The organism is Bacillus weihaiensis (genome assembly GCF_001889165.1).
In the GTDB taxonomy this organism is placed as follows: domain Bacteria; phylum Bacillota; class Bacilli; order Bacillales; family Bacillaceae; genus Metabacillus; species Metabacillus weihaiensis.
In genome coordinates, this window is the sequence record NZ_CP016020.1 from 2,232,197 (window position 1) to 2,257,781 (window position 25,585).

Sequence of the window (25,585 nt, forward strand, 5' to 3'; positions counted from 1 at the left end):
TTAAAAACGGTATACTCCCCTTGTACATATACTTGGGAAATATACCGATTATACCATCTTACTCTACTCATAGTGTTGATACATGTCAATGCATGTTACATTACCCTTTTAAACATCTTTTCCATCTCGTAAGTTGAATAATGGACGATAATTGGTCGACCGTGTGGACATGTGAAAGGATCTGAGCTTTTCCTTAAGGTTTCTAATAGAGTAAAGATTTCATCGTTCCGCAAATGATGATTTGCCTTAATAGAAGCTTTACAGCTCATCATAATAGCCGCTTCTTCTCTTAGTTTCTTAATATTGATTCTTTTTTCATCCAATACTTGCTGAATAATTTCTTGAATCGTTGTTTCTTCTTCACCTTTAGGGAACCATTGAGGGTGAGATCTTACTATATAACTATTACGCCCAAATGGTTCTAGAAAAATCCCTACCTGAGCTAACGTTTGGAGATGCTCTTGTATAATCATCACTTCATCATTAGAATAGTCAAAGGTTAAAGGAACTAAAAGCTCTTGCACCTCTGATTGAATTTCTCCTACCTTTTCACGATAAAATTCATATTTAATCCGCTCTTGTGCTGCATGCTGATCAATTATAAATAGTCCTTGTTCGTTTTGAGCTAAAATATATGTTCCATGCATTTGACCAATAGGATACAAAGGTGGAACTCGATCGTTTATCGTCTCATTATTTTCTTCAATTTTGATCCCATCATCATCTATTGAAAACTCTTGAACTTCTTTTTCAAGTTGCAGATTTGAATTCTCTAGCTTAGCAAGCGGCTCTAGTTCTATCTCTTGTTCAATTGGTTGAGCCAAAAATTGAGGGTAAGAATGTTGCTCTTCATTAGCTTGAGACTGTTCGTGTAATGACTTCTCATCCTTCACCACATTCCCACTAGGATAGATTATATCTTTTCGTTGCGTTGAGAATTCTTCAGTAGTAGATCCATGTGTAAAGGTAAATTGCTGCTGCTCATCTTGGTTTTTTATTTTTGTTTGTTTTGGTGTTTCTACAGACGGAATAAGCTGCTCTTGTTTAAAAACATTTCTAATCCCTTCTGTTATTAATTCATTTAGTTCCGCTTCCTTACTCAATCTCACTTCAAGCTTCGAGGGGTGTACATTCACATCTACAAGTAAGGGATCCATCTTTATCTCAAGAAACACAATCGGAAAACGTCCTATCGGTAACAATGTGTGATAGCCTTGTTGAATAGCTTTCACAAGCGAATAATTTTTAATAAATCTTCCATTAATAATAGTAGATATATAGTTCCTAGATGCTCTCGTTATTTCTGGAAGAGCTACATATCCATTCACTTCAAAATCTAAAGATTCTAAAGTTAGCTTCTTCATTTTTTTTGCAATTCCTATACCATAAATGGCAGCTAGAACTTGTCTTACATCTCCATTACCAGTTGTGTGTAAAAGTTTCTTTCCGTTATGAATGAGACGAATGGAAACCTCCGGATGAGCTAAGGAAATCCTATTTACAATATCCGTTATGTTTCCAAGCTCAGTATGAACTGTTTTCATATATTTCAAACGAGCTGGTGTATTAAAAAACAAATTACGGACAGTAATATCTGTCCCTTTGCGGCTATTAGTGGCTTCATGTTTCTCGATTTTCCCACCAGACAGGATAAGATTACAACCAGCACCCTCTCCAGTGCTTGTCTTCATATCTAACAGGGATACAGAGGCAATACTTGGTAATGCCTCTCCCCTAAAACCCAAGGTCCGGATTCTAAAAAGATCATTTTCATCCTTAATTTTACTTGTTGCATGACGATGGAAAGCGTTCAAGCAGTCATCTTGCTCAATACCATCTCCATTGTCTACAATCCTAATTTTCCCGAGGCCAGCTTCTTCAATATCTATTTCAACTACTGTACTATTTGCATCTATTGCATTTTCAAGTAATTCCTTTACAACAGAAGCTGGTCTTTCCACTACCTCACCTGCAGCTATTTTATTGGAAAGTTGGTCATCGAGGCGAATAATTTTCCCCACATGAACTCACCACCTTTATTCATACATTTATGATTTTACTTTTCTCTGAAGCTGATACAATTCATTCATTGCATCTAATGGAGTCATCTCTAATAGATCGAGTGTTTTTAACCAATCTATCACAGTCTGTTCTTTCTTAGATACTTGTTTCGTAGTAGTAGATTTTTTTGTACGTTCAGCTGGAAACAATGATAACTGTGAATCACCTATCGTTTCCTCTCTCACAATTGGTTGCGAATGGGCTTCATCCGTTTGCTGTTTTTCCTTCTCAAGCTTTGTTAAGATTTCCTTTGCACGTTGGATCAATGGACTAGGTAAGTCTGCTAGCTCCGCAACATGGATCCCATAACTTTTATCGGCTGCCCCTTCTTCAATTTTGTGTAGAAAGACAACTCGCCCATTTTCCTCTATAGCTTTTACATGTATATTTTGTAAAGAGGTTAATTCGTTTTCTAGAACCGTTAATTCATGGTAATGGGTTGAAAACAAAGTCTTTGCCCCAATATATTCATGTATATATTCAATAATGGCCTGAGCTAATGCCATTCCATCATAAGTGGACGTCCCCCTTCCAATCTCATCAAATAAGATTAGACTCTGTGACGTTGCATTCGCAATTGCATTTTTCGCTTCAAGCATTTCAACCATAAATGTACTCTGTCCAGAGATTAAATCATCTGCTGCACCAATTCGTGTGAAAATCTGATCAAAAATAGGAAGTACGGCTTTCGAGGCAGGTACATAACAACCAATTTGAGCTAGGATTGCTGTTAATGCAATTTGTCTCATATACGTACTTTTACCAGACATATTTGGCCCTGTAATGAGGAGCATCGATCGGTTTTCACCGAATGTGCAATGATTGGCTACATATTCCTGTGAATCCATGACTTTTTCCACAACAGGATGTCTCCCATCCATTATGTGTAAAGCATTCTTAGTAGAGAATTCAGGTTTACAATAATGTCTAGTTTCACTTACTGTTGCAAAGCATTGCAGAACATCCAACTGGCTTAATTGCTTTGCTAGGTTTTGTAACCTAGGGATATATTCTTTTACCTTTTCACGGATTTCTACAAAAAGCTGGTATTCGAGCTCAACTATTTTTTCTTCTGCTTCTAAAATAAGTGTTTCTTTTTCTTTTAATTCAGGTGTAATAAAACGCTCGGCATTTGATAATGTTTGCTTTCGCTCATAGGTACCTTCTTGCAGAAGATGAAGATTTGCCCTTGTTACCTCAATAAAATAACCAAAAATTTTGTTGTATCCAATTTTCAAGGACTTAATTCCTGTTTTTTGGCGTTCTTGCTGCTCTAATTGTGCAATCCACGTTTTCCCATTTCTACTAGCATCACGATATTGATCTAACTGAGTATTATATCCGTCTTTAATGATGTTTCCATCTTTAATAGAAAGCGGTGGATGTTCTATAATTGATTCTTCTAATAAATTTGTAAGCTCTTCACAAGGATCTAGCTTTGTTAATAGCTCCGATTGTTTCTCCAATGACTTACATAAAGCATCAATTTGAGGAACTTGCATTAACGATTTTTTCAATTGCATTAAGTCTCTTGCATTAACATTCCCGAAGGCAACCCTTCCAGAAAGGCGTTCTAAATCGTAAACTTCTTTAAGAAGCTCACGTAAATCCTCTCGTTCAAAGTAATTTGCTATAAAAGTTTCAACCATCGCAAGCCTTGCTTCAATCATTGAACGATCAACTAAGGGCTTATCTACCCATTGCTTTAATAATCGACCACCCATTGCTGTTTTTGTTTCATCCAGGAGCCATAATAACGATCCTTTCTTCCCCTTTGAACGTATCGTTTCAGTAAGCTCTAAATTGCGTTTTGAAAAGAGGTCGATTTTCATTGTATCGGATAAATAATAAACCTTTACGGGCTGTAAATGATCGAGACTTCTTTTCTGAGTCCTCTGAATATAAGTAATTAACCGAGTGAACGTTTTAGTAAGACGTTCATCATGAAGATGCTTTAAAAGATGTGCATGACTCTCATCATTGGTCAATTCTGTCTGATAAGAAAGAGTAGCTCCACACCTATCCACGATTTGTTTCTTTAAGCCTTCTGGAAAGTCACTTGAAATGACCACTTCCTTAGCGCCAACTGAATATAATTCACTTAACAATTCGTCAAAACTACTACATAATGCTGTTAAGTTTTCACCAGTCGTCAAATCACATAAGGTAAGTCCATATTGTGCATCAAAATCTGTAATTGAAGCAATATAGTTATTTTCTTTATCTTGAAGACCCTTCCCTTCCATAACGGTACCAGGTGTAATTAGTTGCACTACTTCTCTTTTCACTACACCTTTAGCTTGCTTTGGATCCTCAGTCTGCTCACAGATTGCAACCTTATAGCCTTTCGTAACTAGCTGTTCAATATAGTTAGGAGCAGAATGATAAGGTACTCCGCACATTGGTATGCGTTCTTGCCCACCACCATCTCTACTAGTTAAAGTTATCTCAAGCTCTTGAGATGCATTTACTGCATCTTCAAAAAACATTTCATAAAAATCACCTAAACGAAAAAATAAAAAGGCATCTTGATAATTTGCCTTAATCTTTAAATATTGCTGTATCATGGGCGTATATGCTACCATATTTATCCTCCAATATTACCTATCTACGTTCTATAAAATTCACAGTTTATTATAACATACATCGACAATTTCTTGTGTTATTTGCAAGAGGGAAACATAGGTATTCTTCGAAAATGAGGGAGGAAAAAATTCTAGGTAAAACACCTTTTCATAGCCTTTTTTGTATAGGTAAATATTTTCTACATTTGTTCATAGGGAGACTGTAAGCTCAATTAATATAACAACGAATTGCAATCACACCATTTAACAGTGGTAAGCTTTTTTTACTTAAATTCCATCATAGTAAAGAATTTAAGTAAAGATCCTTAAAAAAACAGTTGCATCTAACGTTACGTTAGGAGCTAAGATAGAATTAAATAAAAGAAGTTTGAAAGGAGTAAATATGGATCCTCATTTATATTCAATTGGTGAATTTTCTAAAATGACTATGACTACTATTCGAACTCTTCATTATTATGATGAGGTAGGAATTCTCACACCGACATTTGTTAATGAAAAAGGGCGAAGATTTTACAGTGAGGAAGCTCTAATAACATTACAGAAAATTATATCCCTTAAATTCTTAGGTTTTTCACTTGAAGATATAAAAAAATTGATACGTACACAGAATTGGGATTTAAAGCTTTCATTAGAGGAACAGCTGAAACAAATGAAAGAGAAAAAAGCACAAATTGAAAAGATGATCACAACACTTGATCATGCCATTTATCTTATGAAAGATAACAAAGAAATAAATTCTTCTATCTTTGTCACGTTAATCCACACTTTACAAAATGAAGAGGCACAAAAAAACTGGTTTCAAACCATATTTAAAGAAGAACAAGTAACCAAAATGTTTAGTCACAGTGATAAAAAACAAAAAGACATTGAGAAGGCTTTTTTAGAATTGACAACAGAATTTAAAAGGTTTTATCGGGTAAATCCTCAAAGTGATGAGGTCCAGAATCTTATCACTAAATATGTACAACTTACTGAGGAAGTGACCGGAATGGAGTTGTCAGAATTAGTCAAAGAAATACCCGATGAAGTGGAAGAAGACCCTTGGTTATTTCCATCGCCTTTTTCAAAAGAGGAGGAAACTTGGGTTTCGGAGGCGTTTGACATTTATTTAAAAAAGAAAGGAGTAAAACAGAATGGATCATTCACCGGTAAAAAATGAAAATCTAAAATCCTTTTTAGATCTATTAAAAAGAGCAAAACCTAGTAAGCTTATTATCTTCCTGGCTGTTTTTTTAAGCATTATTGAAACAGCTTCGGGATTAATCCTTCCCCTATTAACAAGATCGCTAGTCGATCAGCTCGCCCATTCAGAAATAGAGTACATGATAATTATTTTGCTAGCAATTTCATTTTTTATTCAAATGGTATCTGCTGGATTTTCTTATTATTTAATGAGTTTTATCGGAGAGAAAATTGTATCTTCAATTAGGGAAAGATTATGGACACACGTCCTCTGTCTACCTGTTCCTTACTTCGATAAGCATGAATCTGGAGTAATAATGAGTAGAATTACTCAGGACACTAACAATGTAAAGGTCTTAGTCACACAGCATATTATTACATTTTTTAGTGGCTTGATATCAATCATTGTCGCTATTATCATTCTTACCATGATTGATTGGATGATGACGATCATTATGTTACTCGCTGTTTTAGTATCTATTGCAATTTTCATTCCATTAGGAAAAATGATCTATACCATTTCTAAGTCTATGCAAGACGAAATGGCTAGCTTTTCAGGGAATTTAGGAAGAGTCCTGTCAGAAATCCGACTTGTAAAAGCCTACCATGCAGAAAGAATTGAAGATAAGAAGGGGAAAAACAATATCAAACTACTGTTTCAATTTGGTCTAAAAGAAGCAAAAGTTCAAGCTATCATTTCTCCTTTCATGACATTTATTATGATGTTAGTTCTCATACTATTAATTGGTTATGGAGGGGTACGAGTTGCTTCGGGTGAGCTTTCCGCAGGTTCACTGGTAGCTATTATCATATATATGTTTCAGATCATCATTCCCTTTAGTCAAATGGCCACCTCCTTTACAGCATTTCAAAAAGCAATGGGGTCAACAGAAAGAATACAAGAAATCTTATCTTTATCGACTGAAAAATCCATTAATAATGAAATGATTATTAATACAACAGAGGATATCTATTTTGATAACGTTTCTTTTGCCTACCATCAGGAGAAAGTGATAAGAAGTATTCGTTTCTCAATACCTTCTGGAAAAACCACAGCGTTTGTTGGCCCCAGTGGTAGCGGTAAAACCACTCTATTTTCATTAATTGAACAATTTTACTTATGTACTGAAGGAACTATTTATCTTGGCGATAAAAATATCCGTGAATTTAATTTAGGTTCTTGGAGAGAACAAATTGGCTACGTCTCTCAGGAAAGCCCCATTATGTCAGGCACAATTTTTGATAATATTACGTATGGGCTTAAAGATCAAGTTTCAATAGAGGAAGTGAACCAGGCTTGTATTCAAGCAAATGCAATGGATTTCATTTCTCAATTACCAGATGGACTTCTTACAGAGGTTGGTGAGAGAGGAATTAAGCTATCAGGAGGACAAAGACAAAGAATAGCCATCGCAAGAGCTTTAATTCGAGATCCTAAAATCCTTCTTCTTGATGAGGCAACTTCGAATTTAGATAGTCAGTCAGAGAAACTAGTTCAGAAAGCACTTGTACATTTAATGGTTGGTCGTACAACATTAGTCATCGCTCACCGTCTATCTACTGTAATTGGAGCTGACCAAATTATTGTACTTGAAAACGGTACAATCACCGGACAAGGAACTCATGAACAACTAATTAAAAACCACTCTTTATATCACGAACTTGCAACTCAACAATTGACAATTGACACTAATTAAAGCCAATACTCTCCATTCTTACACCTTTCTCAAAGTTAAGAGGCTGGGACAAAAGTGCCTGGCACCATATCGTAACGACTATATGTACGCACTGATTTATCTAGTGCACACAATAGTTTGTATCGGAGGGTGCCTGGCTCTTTGTGTTGTCCCAGCCTCTTCCTTTAGGCCTGAAAGCCTTTGTTACTGACAAAACCTTAAACTTAAGGAGTTATTTATTACCCTACTCAAAGCTTTTTAGATCCCTAGACCTATCCTAGAGTTTTTCTTATTAAGAATGGCTTTTTTCTTACATAAGTCAATATTCAAACGTAAACCCAAGGTAAGTAAAAAAAAGAACTATTCTCTTTCTAGAGAGAAAGACCTTGTACCTAAGCGAAAATCCGGCACTTGAGATTTTCAGGTAAGATCAATTATGCGAAAGCTGACTTGATAATAAATTAAAAAAACTAGGAGAGTACTCTCCTAGTTATTCTTCAACATCCCCGACTAAAAATTCAGGATTTAAATCTTCAAATTCATCATCTAATTCTTCTTCCCAATCCTCATCATCATCACAACCGTCTGGATGGACATGAACACAAACTTTTGTTTCCCCAATTACTTCTGCAAGATGTTCACGCTCTGCTTGCACGATAATTTTATTACCGTTAGGTGAAATCGTAACTTCTAGACAATTAGGCTGTTGAAGCGCTTTACAGATTACTTCATGATCATCATCAATAATATGTTCATCCTTATATCTTAGCTTGATGACGTCTACATATGATACACGTTCAGTTACAACCTCTGTTTTCGTATTTTCATTGTAAGAATACCAAACGTTAATATCGTAAGTACCTTCTACTTCAACTGTTTTACCACTTTTGTGAGCATCATAATTATGGTTAATAATCCAACCACCTAAAATGCTCGCAGGTTTTTGCGATGGTGAAATCGTATGTGTACATTGTGAAAACTTGCGTCCTTTCGCAACAACTGCTTTTGTAATAATCTCTCTGTATTCAGACATTCGAGCATACCCTCCTCAATGAATCTTCATTTAATCCTATGCTAGGCTAGTAACATATGTGCAAAAGAATGAGATAAATGAATGACATGTTTAGCCAATTCATGAAACTGTATAGTTCATTGTATGCTGCTGTTAGAAAATATGTGCCTAAAAAACAAAAAAGGTGCATGTTCCTATGAAATGGTGAAAGCCTAACTTTATCGTGTTACTTTTCTAATTTCCCAATAATGAAGAGATAGTTCAATGAAGTTTTTTTTATTAATAAAAGGGAATGAAACATGTAAATGATGATTTTCACATCTGTACAAGAAAATCTATGAGATTACGAAGGCAGATATGCACGTATTTAATGAAAATTTCATTCAAATACTTATCTTATTAGCGATTTCATATACCGTGATTCCATTATCGAATCTGTACAAACAACCGTATTCAATAGCGTTAGTACTAGTTGTAATAATTTTAGGATTAACAGATGTTCATTTTATTGAAGAAGCGGAGATTTTTATTACGCAGTCTACTGTCTTTCAAGCAATCACCATTTCTCTTTTTCTTCCGATCCTCTTAGGAGACTCTACACTAAAGCTTCCGTTTGAACTTTTGAATCAACAAAGAAAACCTGTGTTAGCCTTAGCTTTCTTAGGTACTCTTTTATCATTTATGATAATTGGGTTAAGTTCATATTTCTTCCTCGGTTTGCCACTTGTTGTAGCTTTTACATTTGCAGCATTGATGAGTGCAACTGATCCAATAAGGGTACTCTCAATTTTTAAATTTTTATCTTTAGGGGTGTCAAAGAAACCAGCCATCACAATTGAAGGAAATCTTTAGTGGATGATGGAATACTGTCGTGTTATTTCAAATCTCTACAGTCTATTTGTTATCTTATTTAGATATGGGATTATGAGGATTATCTTTTAGAGGTAAACTTTTCGATTTTACTTTTCTTTGGTAGCTTCGGAACGAAGATAGGAATGTCAGAACAAAAAAAAACAAATATTAACACACACGTTTTGGAATAGTATTACTTAAATAGCAAATTCACTCATTTTTCTAATGATTGGTCTGGAAATAAGAAATTTTGACTTTAGTCAAAGATGGGGAATGATTGTCCTAGCCATTATTAGTGTCTTGATTGCTCGTACGATCGCCGTTTAAACAAGTACTTCATTTCTAAAAGAACTCTCAAATAATGAAAAAATCATCATTAATTGGGTAGGAGTTAAAGAAAGTCTTTCAATAGCTTTAGCCCTAAGTCTTTCCGCTGACTTTGAGGGTATAGACACTGTTTTAATCCTTACTTTTAGTGTAGTCTTGTTTTCTTTACTTTTACAAGGATTATCCATTTAAACCCCTAGTACAAAAAACTTGGGGTCTTACAAAAAAGCAAGTGATGATATTAAGGGGCTACTGCATAACTAATAAATGATTCTGAAAGACAAAGCATCATCTTCGGACCCAGCGTTACTTTTTTAATAAATGAAATAGAAAGTACAAAATCGTTCCATTGCGTTGCATCCATTTGCTTTTTGCGGGGAAATATGAAGTGCTTTTTTCCAAGGAGGAAGCTTGAGCCCCTAAGCATTGTCTTTGGAGTGTCAGCCTTCCTCACTTCCCGCAGAAGTCAAAGGGGTTCCGCTTCATTGCACTAGTTATTATTCATAGTAATCACAAACAAAACACCTACTAAAATCAACTAAAGGCCAGAACAATTAGACATAGAATTCATTAAAAAATGACCTAATAGAGCGGGGATTATCATTGGTTGAAATGCTTAATTCCCAGCCCCCATTTCATCACTTATTTATTCATTGAGAACAGCTTCCACCATATGAGTTGCGTACTTTTGAACCAGTTTCTCCTGCTAATAGATCCCCACCAGTAGAAGAAATGATTTCATTTGTCACTTTATTAGAAATGGTATGTGAAACCAATTGTAATAAGTCATTTACTTCAATTTGAGATTCTTGGAATTCCTGTATAATCGGAATTTCATCCAATTCATTTTGAATTTTTTCAATTTTCTCTTCTGTTTGTTTCAAGGCTTCGTGTTTTCCGTAGTGTTGGAAATTCACAGCTTGTTTTTGAAGACTTTTAATACTAGCAATCATTTCACGTACCTTTTGGTTATCGTTAATTTGTGCTTCAGCTCGTTTGAAGAAATCAACTTCATTTGACTCTGAAATCATTTGAGCTAATTCTTTTGCTTTTGATACAATTTCGTCTTTTGAATATAATGTCATCTTAATTCACCTCAACCGTTTCTTCTATCATTTCTCCATCCAATGTCCATGTTTTTGCTTTTGTAATTTTCACTTTTACAATTTGACCAATTGCTGTTTTGGGTGCTCTGAAGTTTACTAATTTACTCTTTTCTGTGTACCCTGCTAAAACTTCAGGATTATTTTTACTTTCCCCTTCAACAAGAACATCAACAACTTTGCCTTCATATTCTTTTAATTTTTTTGCAGAAGTTTCATTAACGAGAGCATTCAATCTCTGCAAGCGTTCTTTTTTCACTTCCATTGGTACATTATCCTCCATTTTAGCAGCAGGAGTACCCTCACGAGGTGAGTAAATGAAAGTATATGCACTATCGAATTCAACCTCACGATACAATGACATAGTTTCTTCGAATTGCTCATCTGTCTCATTAGGGAAACCAACAATAATATCGGTTGTTAAGGAAGCGTTCGGCATAGCTTCTTTAATTTTACGAACTAGTTCAAGATAGCTCTCACGTGAATATTTACGTGCCATGATTTTTAAAACATCTGTGCTACCAGATTGAACTGGTAGATGAATATGATCCAATAAGTTCCCACCCTTAGCTAATACTTCAATTAAATGATCATCAAAGTCACGTGGGTGGCTTGTAGTAAAGCGAATACGTGGAATATCAATTTTATGGATCTCCTCCATTAAATCTCCTAGACCATATTCCATGTCTTCAAAATCCTTACCATATGCATTTACATTTTGGCCGAGCAGAGTAATCTCTTTATAGCCTTGTGCTGCAAGATGACGAACCTCTTGTACAATTTCTTCAGGTCGACGACTACGTTCTTTTCCTCTAGTATAAGGAACAATGCAATACGTGCAGAATTTATCACAGCCATACATAATGTTAACCCATGCTTTAATATTTCCTTTACGTTGTTTTGGGAGGTTTTCAATTACATCTCCCTCTTTAGACCATACCTCAACAACCATTTCTTTTGACATATATGCTTCATTTAAGATATGTGGCAATCGGTGAATATTATGGGTTCCAAAAATCATATCAACAAATGGATGGACCTTCAAAATTCGATTTACTACTGATTCTTCTTGAGACATACATCCACATACACCTAATAATAAGCCTGGCCTTTGTTTTTTTAATGTTTTTAAGTGGCCAAGTTCACCAAAAACTTTATTTTCTGCATTTTCTCGTATTGCACATGTATTCAGAAGAATGACATCAGCATCTTCGACTCCATTCGTTGGTTCGTATCCCAGTGCCATGAAGATACCTGCCATCACTTCTGTATCATGCTCATTCATTTGACAGCCGTACGTTCGGATATAGAACTTTTTGTCTTGTCCCATTCCTCTAAATTGTTCAGGGATTGCGAAGCCATCATATTTTACTTCTTCTTTCCCACGTTTTTTCGCATCTTTTAACGAAGGTGGCATGTACACTGTTTGAAAGTACTGACTGTAGTCCTTTTCGGATTTTTTGTCCGATGGATTTACTTGTGTACTTTCCTTACGTTGCTGTTCATTCATTAAGTTCTTTCTCCTTTCAAACAACCCTCTTTAAAAATAAAGCTTTCAAAATTTTTCTTAGATAGTCTGTATTTATAGAAACATACAACTTAAAAGTATAACTTTTCCTTACCTTTTAAACAATCGATAATTTCATCCCCATTAAAATTTTACACGTTTTTCACTTAAATTGCGAATCTAGTTTTTGGTACCAGAAGTCTCAAAAAGAAATTGAATTTTCCCATTATCCCAACCTAATTTTGCATCAAATGTCTTTTCACCCTTTTTAAACCCTTTAATAAGATTAGAAGGCTCGCCATTTAATATCTTTTGAATATTTGCTTGTGAAATTTTTTTACCAAGGATTTTTTTAGAAAAAGTAAAGCGACAATTAGTTTTTTTGTAATTTGCACACCCGTAAAACTCGCCTTTATCTACTACATCACCATCACATAATTTGCATTTACCAACCTTCTTCCCTATTGTGTAGCGAGAAGAGGGTTTTCGTTGGATAGACTCAATATCAAGTCCTTCAAAATTCCATGTACTTGAAATAGATATTGCGTCGCTTACTATTTTGGCAGAAAGCTTTTTCGTTTGCTCCATAAAAACACTCGGTGAAGCTTGGCCATCTCCAATTTCAGAAAGCCGTTGTTCCCATTTAGCCGTCATACTAGGTGATGCTAAAATTTGTTCACCAATTGCTTCAATTAAAACTTTACCTTTATCAGTAGCATATACTTGGTTTTTCTTAATATCGATATATTTCCGGTCCTTTAGCATCGTGATAATACCTGCTCGTGTAGCCTCTGTCCCTAAACCTTCAACCTTACTTAAAATTTTCTCAAGCTCATCATTATCAAGATACTTCCCAGCAGTTTTCATTAAAGTGATTAATTGACCTTCTGTATACCGTTTAGGTGGTTGAGTTTTACTCTCTTTTGTCTCAACCTTTGCGACAACACCTTTGTCATTTTGTTGAACCGTAGGGAGTAATTCATCTTTTTCTTTATCATTATCAAAAATAACCTTACGCCAACCTTCTTGAATTTGTTGTTTTCCTTTCGTTACAAACTCTGCACGAGCATCTACTAGCGTAATAAGAGTTGAATAATCGAAAATCGCTTTTTCATAATGAGCCGCAATTAATCTTCGTATAATCATGTCATAAATCTTATGCTCATCTCCAGATAGCCTCTTTGGATCTTTCACTTGATCTGTCGGGATAATAGCATAGTGATCTGTCACTTTTTTTTCATTTACGTACCTAGAATTATGAAGTAATGAAGTATTTGGCAATGGATAGAAATCTTTATACTCATCGAATTGACTTAGTTTATTTAAAATATCAGGAAACTGCTCTGCTTCTCCTTTTGTGACATAGGTAGAGTCACTACGAGGATAGGATACAATACCTTTTTGATAAAGTGATTGGACAATATCTAATGTTTTCTTTGGAGAGAACTTAAATGCTTTATTTGCTGTAGCTTGTAAAGAAGATAAATTAAACAACAAAGGTGGCTGATACTCTTTTCTTTCTGTTGTTAACTCTTTAATTTCAGCCGGTTTATTTTCACAAAAAGCAGCAATTTTATTTGCAAGCTGATGGTCCATAACACGTGTTTGTTGCTTATTTTGCCATTTCCCTTTGTACTTTTTCCCGTCGAAGTTAAACGTTGCAATTACTTCCCAGAACGGTTCTGGTTTAAATTGATCGATTTCTTTTTCACGCTTTACTATTAAAGCAAGAGTAGGAGTTTGTACCCTTCCAGCAGAAAAAACATCATTCATTCCCTTCTCTTTTAATAAGAGAGAATAAACTCTTGAAGCATTCATTCCGACTAACCAATCGGCACATGCCCGAGAATACGCCTCATAATAAAGGTTTTTTGTTTTCTCATCATCTAATAAGTTTTTAAATCCCTCTATGATTGAAGCAGGAGTTAATGAAGAGATCCACAGTCTTTTTAAAGGTTTTTTCACTCTCGCTAAAGTAATGATATTTCGTATAATCAATTCTCCCTCACGCCCAGCATCTCCGGCGTGTATAATCTCATTAACGTTCGGATGTTGTAACAATTTACTCACAATATTAAATTGTTTTGCTTTAGTTTTCGTTACTTCATATTGAAACCTTTCAGGAATAATAGGAAGCGATTGAAGCGACCATTTTTTCCATTCAGGATGATATGTTTCAGGAGAGCTTAGTTCCGTTAAGTGACCGATGGCCCACGTACAAAAAGCCCCTTCTGGAAATAGCTCATTTGGTTTAATTTCAAAATAGCCGTCCTTCTTAACCCTTTGAAATTGAGCACATAAGGTTGAAGCTTGATCCGGTTTTTCAGCTATTATTACTTTCATTTTTATAATCACCTAAATCTAGTAATCTTAGTAATCATCTACTAGTAGTTTACTTTATTTTTCCTCATAAGAAAAATAGAGAAAATTTTATTTTACTCATAGTGTTTTGTCTATATTCTGCTAAACAGAAAAAACTCCCGGTATGATAAATATAAAAAACATAGCATTCCCTATTCCATGAATAACAACTGCTAACCAGGTACTTTTCTTTTTTTGAGCAAGGTAGGGAATAATAAAGCAAGTTGGCATTAGAACAATATAATTCCATTTCAAGAATGCATGAAATAAAAAGAGCCATAAAAATCCGTTTACGATCCAAGCCTTATCCCCAAACACTAATTCTTGTCTAGGTAAAATATATCCCCGCCACCAAAACTCTTCACCAAGTATATTACATAGTAAGCAAATAAACCATAGACATATAATCCACCAGTTTCCAAATAAAGGTGTACCCATGAATTCTTTGAAAGGAAACGTTAACTCAATAAACGGGTCGATAAAGGTAGGTAAAATAGAAGGTGGTGAAAAGATAGAAATAGAGGCTAAAATGATGCTTGTGAATGATAAAAGACCCTCCAGTAAAGAGATAAGAATAAACGTGCCCAATGCCATTAGCCACATTTTCCAGTTCATTCTTTGAAGACGGAAGCGTTTCTTCAGTCCTTCTAATGTGTTTGGATTCCCTTCTAATTTATATCCGATTAAAGAGGCGAAAAACAACATTCCTAAAAAACCATAAAGGGCAAGTGGGAAACTAACAATTAAAGGGACATTGATTGAATTCATATATGGAACTCCGTAATAAATGAAACTGTATAAGATAAGACCAGGTATACCGAAAAATATAACTGATCTCCCTAACCCCATAGGCTTTATTTTAGCTTTTTGAGCATTCATCCTTACTTCTCCTCCCCTAATAAAATAGCAATTTTACCCAGATTATACCATGCTCATACAATAACGAGAAAGTTTACGTTTAAAAAGCGTGAGAAATCTAGAGCTTTACATTTTAACCACATAAAATAATTCCTATATTTTAAATGGGCTACTTTCTAAGAGATTGTTATATATAATTTAAGTTATTTGAGCGAAAGGTTCAAAACTCATGCAGGAGCTATGTAATGTTCAGAAACCGGAGGCTAAGGAGTATCACTGCCCACTTTTAGAAGAATGGGGGTGAGTTTCACTTAGTAAAAAGTCGTCCATTTCCCCCTGAGTTTGGCTGCCAATCTGTAGTGTAAATCAACAATTTACATAGATTTTGCGAAATCAGCCTTTAGATTAAGGCTCTGTTAAATTTTAACGTTGATAATTAGTTAAAATTAAGGAAACCCTTTAAAACCAGGTTTCCTTGCCACTTTTATTAGCCGACCTTTACAATCTAATACCTTGTTCTTTTGATTGAATAAAATAGATTTCTTCATACTCTGATTTATAATAAGCAACATCAAATTTATGAAGGTCAATTAAATCCTTAAAAGTATTAGGTAGCTTACAATTCCACTCTAACTCTTCAATCTTATGTGGGAAGTAGTTATCGTTTGGATTTGGTGTATGAACATATACTGCGTCTGAAATAGGGTCTTGTTCGTGAATACAAATCCATGTTTGGTATGGCTTTTCAAATCCTTCAAGTTGCTTTAGTAACCTATTGTATAAAGCTACATGAGCTTTGATATGCTCTCTTCTTATTTTCAAGTTATTTTCCCCAACTCCAAAAAAATCAAGGTGGGTATGCCAAAAATCAAACCATGAATCATTATCGAGTTTTAAGTTACAAGTATTAACTTCCTCCCACAGATTGCGGAAGTATCTTTTCTTTCCACGAAGTTTTTTCAAAATATACCTCCTAACAGCTAAAGAACCATCAAATACTGAATCTTGATAAACGTAAACTATCATAAGTATCGATCATCTCAAATACAAATGATGATAATAGAAATTCCTTAATATTTTGTTTCGTGCTTTCATTACTTCGACTAGCTACAAACAAGAACCATGCAAGATAGTTGTCAAGATACTTTGTAGCCACACCTTTAAAACGGTCTATCCACTGTTTCATTCGTGAGTGTAGACCACTTACGTTTTGAATGTGGTACAAGCCCTTTATAACGTGCTTCCCATCGTTTGATTTAATGCGATAATGCTCTATTCCTTTTTCTTTCGCATACGTTTTATACGCTCTCCACGCATCAGTAACGAGTACGTTATTAGATGAAAGTTTAGAACCAATCATATTATCAACTTTAGTTTTCACAACACGACCCATACAAGCGAATTTGGATACAGTGCTTTTGTTCGGTCTCTGGCAACAAGAACACAAACCTGTTCGTGGCTTATACCTCTAAGTTTAGACTTCCCTCCACGCTTTCGAGGTTTACGTTCAGAAATACCACGTTTACCTTTTTCAGAGTATAGGAAATAGGTCTCGTCAATTTCAACGATACCTTCAAATTGCTCAAAATCCATTGTTTCAATGCACTTAACAGTTTGTGTCTCCAATAAGAAAGAGTAACCCAAGTAACCCCTATAATTTCCGCAGATTTTCGTAGGGAATAGCCTTTGAACATACAATCAACAAATGTAATCCATTCGTCTCCTTTGCGAGTACGATATAAGACAGTATTAGTTGTATCTGTAAACGTCTTATTACAGCATTTACAACGATAGCGTTGGCGACCATTGTATTTTCCGAAACGAACAATATGTTCTGATGAACAGTGAGGACATTCAAAACCCTCTTTGAAACGAGTTTCTCGCATTTCATTGATTAGGCGACCACCGACAGAGGAAGAAGGCTGAACGTAGCGTTTAACCCATTGATACACTTGTTCTTTTTGTGTAAGTGGTAGTTTATCTATGTATCTTAATAGATTGCTGAATGCTTTGCTCAACCTTGTCACCTCCCGAATGTTTGTTCTTACCTAATTATACTAAGTTTTAGGGGAGGTATCAAATATCAACATTTACCTTTAACAGAGCCTAAATTAAAAAAGAGGCTAGGACAGAAGTTAAGTAGTTCAGATAACGTGGAGAAAACTTAAAATCACTGCCCCAAAAACATACGTTTTCGCAACTTGAATAGCAAGTGAATTAACAATACAATTAACACACAATAAATAGCTTGGGATATCCCAAGCTTTTTGTTGTTGAATGTGTTGTTCTTATACAATTAAAGAAGCCCCCGTTTGTTCAATAAGCTTATTTTATAAAATCATTTATTAATTGCTCTGTTGTCAGTATTGTGGCAAATTCATCGTGCAATGTAGCTAACGATATATTATGTATAGTTGCTGCATCATAATAGTTATCATTGTGGTCCTTCATACCGAAGGCTGCTGTTGCATCTGAAATTAGGTATGTAGCAAATCCTAAATTACCACTCATTCTTGTTGTTGTTGATACACAGTGAGGTGTAGTTAAACCAGTTATTACAACTGTTGCTATTCCATTTACTTTTAAGAACTCTAATAAATTTGTACCAATAAAACTGCTATTTACTTTCTTCGTTATAATTACTTCTTTATCAATGGGTTCAACTATTTCTTTTATAGCAAACCCCTCATTCTTTGGATAAAATACAGAACTAGGATTATCAGAAGTGTGTTGTATGTGTATTACTGACCATCCTTTTTCTCTCCATAGTTGAAGTATCTTACTAATATTCTCTTCTGCATTTAAGTTATTTCGCTCTCCCCATTTTTCATCATCAAAAGCTTTTTGTACATCAACTATAATTAAAGCCAATTTATTTTCCGACATATGATTTCCCCCTAAGTTGTTGAATTTCCTATTTATTACTATAATTTAAACCTAGAAATTACTTTTTGTACAATTGCTATTGTTATAGCTGTTTAACCAACCGTTAGCAATAGGTAAGCGTTTGAGATTATCTCCGGCTTTTCCCCTGCTCCACACGGAACGTGCCAGTTTCCTAGCATTCCGCGTTCCATCTAACGAAGTTATATTAATTATAAGTTTCAAGTTACTCTTGGTTCTGGATTATATAATTTCTAACTCACATTTTTCCCGATATTTATTGATTTTCTTAAGCATCGGTTCTGTGATGCCCAGAATTTTCTTGAGTAAATCTATCTTAGCTGAATCTTTCATATGGATAAGTTTATGTACATCTTTGTGAAGGATGCGTAAGTTATGAAACTTGTCACTTCCTTCCAGATGTATAGGAATATAGTGATGACAGTGCACATCTTGTGCTTGGAGGAATAATCCCGTGATTTCACAGATTCCTTTTTTCATACTGTATCGACTAATTCGGTTGTCCATATATTCGACACTCCGTGTCGGGATTTTCGATTCCAGTAATAAAGCTATTTCATGCTTAATATTCTTTTGCAAATTTTTAATAATCTGCTCTCGTCCCTCCATCGTGAATGGTGTTCGACTTTGTGTGAAGCTAATAACGTTTTTTGTCTGAACATTGGCGAGTGGGAAAAGGTGAATACCAGCAATTTCAAATGTCTTGAACCCCAAACTATAAAATTTCTTATAAGTTGGTGGTGCATTCGTTGGATGTGAATATTTCCCGATAGGCTTAAGACGATTGTACATCATTGCACCTATTTCATAAGCAAGACGCGAGAACGCTAAATTAACGTGTGTAGCTCTGCAGAAGTAATTATGTAACCCTAAGACAAAACTATTAAAACGCAAAGCATTTTCAGCTGTTGGTGAAGAGCGAAGTATTTCAATCCGTTTCTTTGTTTCAGCTTTTATCTTCTGTACTTTCTCGGCTCGAACAAAAGTGTGAGCCACTCTTTTTTTACCTTTACGATTTGCGAGTATGGTAAATCCAAGAAAAGCAGATGCATGCTTACGTAGATTAATAATCTTCGATTTTTCTGGTGATATATCAAGTTTTAGACGTTCTTTTAGGAATAGCTTTACTGCATGATACCATTTTTCAGCTGTTTTCCAATCTCGACAAAGTATTTTGAAGTCATCTGCGTAACGTACCAGATAACCTTCTTTTAGATGAGTGCGCTTTTTCGCGAGAAGTTCACCTTCCCTAGACTTGAATGATTTATGAAGGGGGAATAGTTCCCATTGATTCGCCACCCATTGGTCTAGCTCATTTAAAACAATGTTCGATAGCAGCGGCGATAACAACCCACCTTGCGGAGAGCCTTTAGTAGGGATACCCTCGCCATCAATCTCGGCTTTTAACATTTTAGCAATACATGCGAGGACTTGTCTGTCTCGAATGCCTATACTCCATAGTTGTTTAATTAGTAGTGTGTGATTGATATTGTCAAAGAATCCCTTAATATCAATGTCTACAACGTAATGAAGTTTTGAATGATTAACTAAAAATTGTATTCTTGCCATTGCATGGTGGGTAGACCGTAGAGGTCTAAATCCGTAACTGTGGTTGTAAAAGTGAGCTTCCGCGATTGGCTCTAGCACTTGTTTAAAACACTGTTGAATAATTCTATCGAGGATGCATGGAATGCCTAATGGTCGCATTTTGCCATTATCTTTTTCTATCAGTTTCCGTCTTACTTTCTTTGGACGATAATTCTTGAGCTGTCTCTGTACTTCTTCTATTAATTCATTCTCGGTTCGTTTCTCGATATCTAATATGGTTTTCCCATCTGTACCGGGAGTCTTCGACCCTTTATTTGACTTAATTGTTCGATAAGCTAATAAAATATTATTCCTCGACGTGATAATGTCGTATAGATAATGGAACGTTTCTTTATTTTTTGCCCGTTGATGTAAGTCTGTAAAGGTGTCAGTCATATCATAATAATCCCAGTATCGTAGAGCTTGCACTGTGGCATCATTCCTTTATGAAGTGATGTTCCCACGTTCTTACCCGACCGGTGCAATGCACATTTGAAAAATAATTAAAACTATCGCTAGACTTGGGGCTGTTCCTCCACCTTCATTACAAAGGCTTCACCAGTCGTACCCCTACCCTCATAAGGACAAATGCATTTCGTCATAAACTTATAGCAACCGTTTTGGGTGACAGCCCTTGAATCAACGTCCCTTACTTTCCAAGTACCTTATAACCTAGCTATCCATTCTAAACTTAGGTGCTTCCTGTAAGCCTGTGAGCTGGATATCGCCATAGTTCGATATAACGTGTTTCAGAGGAGCAATTTTTACTCTACGTCACTCACCCCATCGTACGATGGGACAATAGTTTCCTATTGCTCGTAACTCTAGACCCGTACATTCGGAAGTTCGTCTGTTCTTTTCCACAAGATAATTCTCACCATATTTAGTTTTTCAGCCATCCGGCATATCCATTGGCATACCCTTTCCACACGGAATGGCTTCAGCCTTTGTTCTGCCGACTTCACCTGAGCTCCAGACCCCATAATCTGTCAATTATGACGCATGCAGGAATATTAATGGGATAGTTTCAAAATACGTGGTTTTATCATTCCTATCCTCGGTTATGAAGTTAGGATTTCCGTAGAAATCCCTTGTCTTTTCACACATAAGCGCTTATGACAAAACTTGTCGCGCTGCACCGTTAGTTGAAGAACTAAATTTTCATAATCTTTAAGTTTATTTTACCACATAATGTAATAAATCCTTGATTTTTCTCGCAACAGAATGATATTCACATACCAATTCACAAGTAAAATAGCACCCTAATTCGCCCAAGGACAATAGTCATTGTCACGTTGTATTTACGGGTGCTATTTCTTATGTTATTTTGTTGTTTTTTCTTATTAAACGCCGATATATCAATACAAACGGTTCTGCTATTTACTGTACTAAAAGGTATGCTAATTTATATGCCATTTACGATGTTTCTCCACAAAAACTGAACTACTTAGACAGAAGTGCCTGGCTCTTTGTTTTGTCCCAGCCTCCATTATTTACGGTTTTAGTATTACTTTAATACATTCATCTTCATGCCCATTAAAAATTTTGTACATTTCTGATGCATCACTTAAAGGTGCTTTATGTGTAATGATTTCCTGTGGGTCAATCTTCTTTTCGTTTATCATTTCAAATATTTTAGGCATTATTGGAATAACAGGAGCTTGTCCCATCTTCAATGAAACATTTCTTGAGAAGAATGCACCTAGTGGGAACATATTATAGTTTGCACCATATACACCTGTTAGTTGAACAGTTCCACATTTTCGGACAGCTTTCGTTGCAATTTGTATAGGTCCTAGAGTTCCCCCCTGTAATTTCAGCTTTTGTTCGATGTATTCAAGAGGTGATTTTTTACCATCCATTCCCACACAATCAATCACAACATCCGCACCACCAGATGTTATTTCTTTTAGGTGCTCTCCCATGTCAGGATACTCTGTAAAATCAAAGATTTCCACCTTATTATTCTTCTTAGCGTGTTGAAGCCTGTAAGTCTCGTGATCAACAGCTATGACACGCTTTGCTCCTTTCATCCATGCAAACTTTTGCGCCATCAATCCAACAGGTCCAGAACCTAAAACAATGACAGTATCATCCTTCTTTACTCCAGCGTTCTCCACACTCCAATAAGCAGTAGGCAGGACATCTGATAAAAATAATAAGGACTCATCTTCAAGTTCACAAGAATCAGGAATGATAAAAGGAGTAAAATTCCCAAAAGGTACTTTCAAATATTCAGCTTGTCCACCTGGATGATCGCCAAATTTCTCGCTATAACCAAAATATCCCCCTGAATCATAATGTGGATTAGAATTGGAATGATCACATTGACTTGTTAAGTCATGAGTACAATAAACACATTCTCCACATGAGACATTAAATGGAATTACTACACGGTCTCCTTTTTTCACCTTAGTCACTTCAGGACCTACTTCTTCTACAATCCCCATTGGTTCATGGCCAATAATGTATCCATCTGGTAAAGGGATATTTCCTTGATATAAATGGAGGTCTGATCCACATATTGCCGTTGATGTAATTTTAACGATAATATCATCATTTTTTTCTAACTTAGCGTCAGGAACATCCACTACCTTCACATTATTAACCCCTTGATAAGTAACAGCTTTCATTTTGACACTCCCATACGAATGAATTTCATCAAGTAAAGTATTCCCAAAAAGCTTTACTTTCATAAAATCTTTAAATGGAAGGAGCAACAATATAGTTTACATAATAATATTATTTAAAACTTTAACAACCTGCCGAATTTAAGCTTTACTATAGAAACTAGTCAAAAAAGAGGCTGGGACAAAACAAAGAGCCAGGCACCCTCCGATACAATCTATTGTGTGCACTAGATAAATTAGTGCGTACATATAGTCGTTAAGATAAGGTGCCAGGCACTTCTGTCCCAGCCTCTGACTTTATTTAGATGATATTTAATTCTTTTCCTGCTTTTTCAAAGATGTCCAATGCTTTTTGAAGATCATCCTTTGAATGCTCTGCGGTAACAATGGTACGAACTCTCGCTAGTCCTTTCGCAACAGTAGGAAAGGCAATTCCTTGAGCAAATACACCATATTCCAGTAATTTATCAGAAAATTGATGAGATAATGCTTCATCTCCAACAACTACAGGAGTAACAGGTGTCTCACTTTTTCCCGTATTAAAGCCTAGTTTTGTTAAACCATCTTTGAAGAATTTCGTATTATCCCATAGTTTTTCTATCAACTGAGGCTCTTCAATGAGTACATCAATGGCCTCTATACAAGCAGCTGTAACTGCGGGAGGATGCGAAGTACTAAATAAAAAAGGACGTCCTTTATGAATAAGATAATCAATAAGTGTTTTTGAGCTTGCCACGTAACCGCCTAATACACCAACTGCTTTACTCAGTGTACCTACTTGGATATGTACTCTACCATCTAGCCCAAAATGATTAACTGTACCACGACCATTTTCACCTAACACACCTGATGCATGTGCGTCGTCTACCATAACTAGTGCATTGTATTTTTCAGCTAATTCAACAATCTCTGGTAGCGGTGCAATATTGCCATCCATTGAGAATACACCGTCCGTAACAATCACCTTTACACGATAGGATGCTGAATCCTGTAGTACTCGTTCTAGGTCTGCTATATCTACATGTTTATATACTTTTCTAGCGGCTTTTGTTAAACGAATTCCATCAATGATAGAAGCATGATTGAGTTCATCAGAAATAACAACGTCTTCCTTCGTTAAAATGGAGGAAAGGACTCCTTGATTTGTAGTAAAGCCAGATTGAAAGACGAGTGCTGCTTCGGTATGTTTAAAAGTTGCCAGCTTTTTCTCTAATTCATCGTGCATGGAAAATGTTCCAGCAATCGTTCTAACTGAACCTGTTCCTGCTCCATATTTTTCTACCGCTTTAAGTGCAGCTTTACGTAAACGAGGATGGCCTGTTAATCCTAAATAATTGTTAGAAGAAAGCTGGATTACTTCCTTACCACCAATTATTACCTTAGCACCTTGTTCACTTTCAAGTGGAATTAACTGACGAAACGTACCATTACCTTTCATATCATCTAATTCTGCTTGTAAATATTCAAATCCTTTCATTATAGCTACTCCTCCTTATTTCTATTTTATGGATGTAAAACAACCTTACCACAATTTCCTTCAATCATTAGCTCAAAGCCTTTCTCAAACTCCTCTAATGGAAGATGATGGGTGATGATTGGCGATACATCAACCTGACCAGAATGAATTAAGGCAGAAACTTGTTGCCACGTTTCAAACATCTTCCTTCCAGTTATACCTTGGACAGTAATTCCTTTGAAAACAATATCGTTTGTTATATCAATCTCAACAGGTCTCACAGGTAAGCTTAAAATAGACATTCGTCCACCATTCGTTACCATTTTAAACCCTTGGTTCAAGGCAATGGGATGGCCAGACATTTCACAAACGACATCCACACCATTTCCACCTGTTAATACTTCCACTACTTCTAAAGGATCTTCTTCCTTTGAGTTAATAATAGTGGTAGCCCCCATTTTCTTCGCTAAATCAAGTCTATATTCATTTAAGTCAAATGCTAGTACTCGAGCTGCGCCAGCAGCCTTAGCCACACCTACTGCCATAATACCAATTGGTCCACATCCAATAATGGCTACGGTTTTCCCAGCAACATCACCTGCTAAGACTGTGTGAACAGCATTTCCCATAGGCTCTTGAATAGATGCAACATCATATGGCATATCTTTTGGATTTTTCCATAGATTCCCTGCAGGTAATGCAACATATTCGGCAAAACATCCGTGAGTATCTACACCGATAATTTTAGTATTTTGACAAATATGGGCTTTCCCTGTTAAACACTGGGGACAGCTTCCACAGACTAAATGAGTTTCAGCTGAAACTGAATCACCGACCTCCACATTCGATACTTTAGCACCTATTTCTACTACTTCACCTGAAAATTCATGACCAAAAATATATGGAGGCTTTACTCTACTTTCTGACCATTCATCCCATTTATAGATATGAACATCCGTACCACAAATTGAAGTCGCTTTCACTTTAATCAAAACTTCATTATCACTGATTGTTGGTACATCGACTGACTGAAGCTCTGCACCGAAGCCTCTTCGGTGCTTTACAACCGCTTTCATTTTTCTATTTCCACTCATAATGAACACCCCTCAGAAGTAAAACCTTATTATATTTACATTTTAACATCATAATTTCTCTTGTAAATATATAAGTCCACTGGAAAAAGACAATTGATCGCATGTAAAATAATATTTTTTTACATTAAATTTCGTCAGGTGGTTACCTGAGAAGGCACTAAGGACGGCTTGTAGAAAGCAAGTATCTGAATCTGAGTTTGAAACTACAACTACGTTTAACAGGGATCAAGATTTAAAACTACGTCACTTTACTGAAAGATTGTTGCTAATCACCTAGAAATTAATTAGTAACGAAGTAATAATTATAAATGAGGTGCGATTCTAAGAAGAAAAAATGCCACTAATCTTTTTACAGCGCTGATTCCTTCATATGACTAAAAAGCAACAACG

The 25,585-nt window shown here is 35.7% G+C and carries 16 protein-coding genes and 1 pseudogene; 3 read left to right on the forward strand and 14 right to left on the reverse strand.

Annotation, left to right across the window (positions count from 1 at the left end; genetic code table 11):
* Positions 1-95: 95 nt before the first annotated feature.
* Positions 96-2,021 (reverse strand): DNA mismatch repair endonuclease MutL, encoded by a 1,926-nt coding sequence (gene mutL / locus A9C19_RS10815; protein WP_072579955.1) that lies wholly within the window; start codon positions 2,019-2,021, stop codon positions 96-98.
* A 27-nt stretch (positions 2,022-2,048) separates the two neighbouring features.
* Positions 2,049-4,646 carry a DNA mismatch repair protein MutS gene (gene mutS, locus A9C19_RS10820; protein WP_072579956.1) on the reverse strand — a complete coding sequence of 866 codons (2,598 nt, stop codon included), beginning with the start codon at positions 4,644-4,646 and terminating at the stop codon, positions 2,049-2,051.
* A gap of 382 nt (positions 4,647-5,028) precedes the next feature.
* Here mutS and A9C19_RS10825 point away from each other — a divergent pair, with 382 nt between their 5' ends.
* Complete coding sequence (locus A9C19_RS10825) at positions 5,029-5,805, forward strand: MerR family transcriptional regulator (protein ID WP_072579957.1); 777 nt, start codon at positions 5,029-5,031, stop codon at positions 5,803-5,805.
* Complete coding sequence (locus A9C19_RS10830; RefSeq protein ID WP_072579958.1) at positions 5,780-7,525, forward strand: ABC transporter ATP-binding protein; 1,746 nt, start codon at positions 5,780-5,782, stop codon at positions 7,523-7,525. Before A9C19_RS10825 ends, A9C19_RS10830 begins: the two co-directional genes overlap by 26 nt.
* A 469-nt stretch (positions 7,526-7,994) precedes the next feature.
* Here A9C19_RS10830 and cotE read toward each other — a convergent pair whose 3' ends face one another.
* On the reverse strand, positions 7,995-8,537 hold the full coding sequence (gene cotE / locus A9C19_RS10835; protein ID WP_072579959.1) for an outer spore coat protein CotE: 543 nt from the start codon (positions 8,535-8,537) through the stop codon (positions 7,995-7,997).
* Between the two features lie 336 nt (positions 8,538-8,873).
* On the opposite strand from cotE, the gene A9C19_RS22565 reads away from it, so the two are divergent.
* A complete protein-coding gene (locus A9C19_RS22565; protein WP_338022823.1) occupies positions 8,874-9,368 on the forward strand; it encodes a cation:proton antiporter domain-containing protein in 495 nt (164 codons plus the stop codon).
* Positions 9,369-10,345: 977 nt separating this feature from the next.
* Here A9C19_RS22565 and ricA read toward each other — a convergent pair.
* From ricA to tdh, 11 genes and pseudogenes are all read right to left on the reverse strand, one after another.
* Positions 10,346-10,780: a regulatory iron-sulfur-containing complex subunit RicA gene (gene ricA, locus A9C19_RS10850; RefSeq protein ID WP_072579961.1), complete on the reverse strand. Its 435-nt coding sequence runs from the start codon at positions 10,778-10,780 to the stop codon at positions 10,346-10,348.
* A 1-nt stretch (position 10,781) separates the two neighbouring features.
* Positions 10,782-12,308, reverse strand: a complete 1,527-nt coding sequence (gene miaB / locus A9C19_RS10855) for a tRNA (N6-isopentenyl adenosine(37)-C2)-methylthiotransferase MiaB (RefSeq protein WP_072579962.1) — start codon at positions 12,306-12,308, stop codon at positions 10,782-10,784.
* A gap of 177 nt (positions 12,309-12,485) precedes the next feature.
* Positions 12,486-14,648, reverse strand: coding sequence for a DNA topoisomerase III (locus A9C19_RS10860; protein ID WP_072579963.1), 2,163 nt, complete (start codon positions 14,646-14,648; stop codon positions 12,486-12,488).
* 120 nt (positions 14,649-14,768) lie between these two features.
* Positions 14,769-15,545, reverse strand: a complete 777-nt coding sequence (locus A9C19_RS10865; RefSeq protein WP_072579964.1) for a CPBP family intramembrane glutamic endopeptidase — start codon at positions 15,543-15,545, stop codon at positions 14,769-14,771.
* A 477-nt stretch (positions 15,546-16,022) separates the two neighbouring features.
* Entirely contained in the window at positions 16,023-16,487 is a 465-nt protein-coding gene (locus A9C19_RS10870; RefSeq protein WP_072579965.1) for a hypothetical protein, read from the reverse strand.
* A 28-nt stretch (positions 16,488-16,515) separates the two neighbouring features.
* Positions 16,516-17,542 (reverse strand): annotated as a pseudogene (locus tag A9C19_RS21165) (IS1595 family transposase).
* Between the two features lie 307 nt (positions 17,543-17,849).
* Positions 17,850-18,410, reverse strand: a complete 561-nt coding sequence (locus A9C19_RS10885) for a cysteine hydrolase family protein (protein WP_072579968.1) — start codon at positions 18,408-18,410, stop codon at positions 17,850-17,852.
* Positions 18,411-18,650: 240 nt separating this feature from the next.
* Positions 18,651-20,444, reverse strand: coding sequence for a group II intron reverse transcriptase/maturase (gene ltrA / locus A9C19_RS10890; protein ID WP_199445779.1), 1,794 nt, complete (start codon positions 20,442-20,444; stop codon positions 18,651-18,653).
* A 1,064-nt stretch (positions 20,445-21,508) separates the two neighbouring features.
* Positions 21,509-22,648 (reverse strand): zinc-dependent alcohol dehydrogenase, encoded by a 1,140-nt coding sequence (locus tag A9C19_RS10895; RefSeq protein ID WP_072579969.1) that lies wholly within the window; start codon positions 22,646-22,648, stop codon positions 21,509-21,511.
* Between the two features lie 298 nt (positions 22,649-22,946).
* Positions 22,947-24,125 carry a glycine C-acetyltransferase gene (locus tag A9C19_RS10900; protein WP_072579970.1) on the reverse strand — a complete coding sequence of 393 codons (1,179 nt, stop codon included), beginning with the start codon at positions 24,123-24,125 and terminating at the stop codon, positions 22,947-22,949.
* Between the two features lie 23 nt (positions 24,126-24,148).
* Positions 24,149-25,195 (reverse strand): L-threonine 3-dehydrogenase, encoded by a 1,047-nt coding sequence (gene tdh / locus A9C19_RS10905; protein WP_072579971.1) that lies wholly within the window; start codon positions 25,193-25,195, stop codon positions 24,149-24,151.
* Positions 25,196-25,585: the final 390 nt, after the last annotated feature.